Below are 1,915 nucleotides of genomic sequence, written 5' to 3' on the forward strand. Positions count from 1 at the left end.
CCCGCACCGCCTGCGAGGTGATGAGGCGGTTGCCGAACCGCGCCGTCAGCGCTTCAATGGCGCTGGCCACGGCTTGCGGCTCGGCGTGCTTCGGAACGTTGGTGATGGTCAGGCCCACGATGAAAAATCCTCCGGATCGGATCGACCGTGGCAAAGGACGCCGGAGGGGTCAAGGGAGAGAGAATTGACTTTGGAGGAAGATCGCGCTGCGGCGCAACGCGAAACCATCGCTTCGCCGTTCCAGTCGGGCGTGATGCAGATCGAGCCGGGCTGGATCGACTACAATGGCCATCTCAACATGGCCTACTACAACGTGCTGTTCGATCGGGCCATTGACGAGATGTGGGCCGAACTCGGTATCGGTCCCGACTATCTCAAGTCACGCGGCTGCTCGACCTTCACGGCCGAATGCCACGTCCGCTACTTGCGTGAAGTTCAGCTCGGCGATCCGGTGCGCGTCGACGTGTATCTGATCCAGGCCGACGACAAGCGGCTGCATACTTTCGAGGAGTTGCGCCATGCCGAAGGCGGCTGGCTGTCGGCGACATCGGAGAACATGTCGGTGCATGTCGACATGAGCTTGCGCAAGGCCGCGCCTTTCCCGGCGGATATTCGCGCCGGCATCGATCGCGTGGTCACCGCGCATGCCGCGGTGCCGCGCCCGGAGGGCATTGGACGCAGTGTCGCGATGCCCACCGGACGCGCCTCCGTGCGCAGCTAGACCCGCGTGCGACCGCGCGCCAGTCCGACGACAGCCGACACCAGGAACAGCACCAGCGCGACGAAGAAGATGATCTTGGCGATTTCGATCGAGGCGCCGGCGATGCCGCCGAAGCCGAGAATGCCCGCGACCAGTGCGACGATCAGAAACGTAACAACCCAACCCAACATGACCTGACCTCCGGTTTTGCGTTCGTCTGAAGCGGCGCAGCGCGCCGGCTGTGGAAACAATCCGCGGTCGGAACAAAGGTTCCGACCGCTTCCGAGGGTGAAAAAGCCTCACCTGGGTCGCCATCTCCGGGCGTTTTCCCCGGCCGGACTGTCGGTCGGCCGTCTCAGGCCCCATATCAGCCTTCGTTCCTGCTAAAAGGCTCCCTTTCGCCCGCCCGCGGTGCCATCGTGGGCTCAAGACGATTCGTGATGACTGAACCGAACAAGCGCCCGCTCGATCTGCCCAGCTACCAGCCCGCCGCTGGCGGCATCGCCGCCCGTGCGCGCGCGGCTGCCGGCCCTGCCTATCTGTCCGGCCTCAACCCGGAGCAGCGCGAGGCAGTCGAAACCCTGGACGGCCCCGTGCTGGTGCTCGCCGGCGCCGGCACCGGCAAGACCCGCGTGCTGACCACGCGCATCGCCCACATCCTCTCCTCCGGTCGCGCCCGGCCGGCCGAAATCCTGTCGGTGACTTTCACCAACAAGGCCGCGCGCGAGATGAAGCTGCGGCTCGGCCAGATGCTCGGCCAGGCCGTCGAGGGCATGCCGTGGCTCGGCACCTTCCATTCGATCGGCGGCCGCATCCTGCGCTATCACGCCGAACTGGTGCAGCTCACCTCGAACTTCACGGTGCTCGACACCGACGATCAGATCCGCCTGCTGAAGCAGCTGCTCGCCGCCGACAATATCGACGACAAGCGCTGGCCGGCGCGGATGCTGGCCGGGCTGATCGACGGCTGGAAGAACCGCGGCCTGACGCCGTCGCAGGTGCCGGCCGGCGAAGCCGCGATGTTCGGCAACGGCCGCGGCGGCAAGCTTTACGCGCAGTATCAGGAACGCCTGAAGATATTGAACGCCGCCGACTTCGGCGACTTGCTACTCGAAAACATCCGGCTGTTCCGCGAGCACCCCGACGTGCTACGGCAGTATCAGAACCGCTTCAAGTTCATCCTGGTCGACGAGTATCAGGACACGAACGTGCGCA

3 protein-coding genes are annotated in these 1,915 nt (G+C 65.1%); 2 read left to right on the top strand and 1 reads right to left on the bottom strand.

Going from position 1 to position 1,915, the window contains the following annotated elements; translation table 11 throughout:
* Positions 1-184: 184 nt before the first annotated feature.
* Positions 185-721, top strand: coding sequence for a thioesterase family protein (locus tag I5M_RS05615; protein WP_031335476.1), 537 nt, complete (start codon positions 185-187; stop codon positions 719-721).
* On the opposite strand, the gene I5M_RS31225 is transcribed toward I5M_RS05615, so the two are convergent.
* Positions 718-891, bottom strand: a complete 174-nt coding sequence (locus I5M_RS31225) for a DUF1328 domain-containing protein (protein ID WP_031335478.1) — start codon at positions 889-891, stop codon at positions 718-720. The two genes, I5M_RS05615 and I5M_RS31225, sit on opposite strands and share 4 nt — an antisense overlap.
* Before the next feature lie 249 nt (positions 892-1,140).
* On the opposite strand from I5M_RS31225, the gene I5M_RS05625 reads away from it, so the two are divergent.
* A partial coding sequence (locus I5M_RS05625) for an ATP-dependent helicase (protein ID WP_031335480.1) occupies positions 1,141-1,915 on the top strand: 775 nt, incomplete at its 3' end.

This window comes from Rhodopseudomonas sp. B29 (assembly GCF_000333455.1).
Lineage (GTDB): Bacteria > Pseudomonadota > Alphaproteobacteria > Rhizobiales > Xanthobacteraceae > Rhodopseudomonas.

Excerpts from the sequence above, each read along its gene's own strand:
- I5M_RS31225 (WP_031335478.1), bottom strand. The coding sequence starts at position 891 with ATGTTGGGTTGGGTTGTTACGTTTCTGATCGTCGCACTGGTCGCGGGC.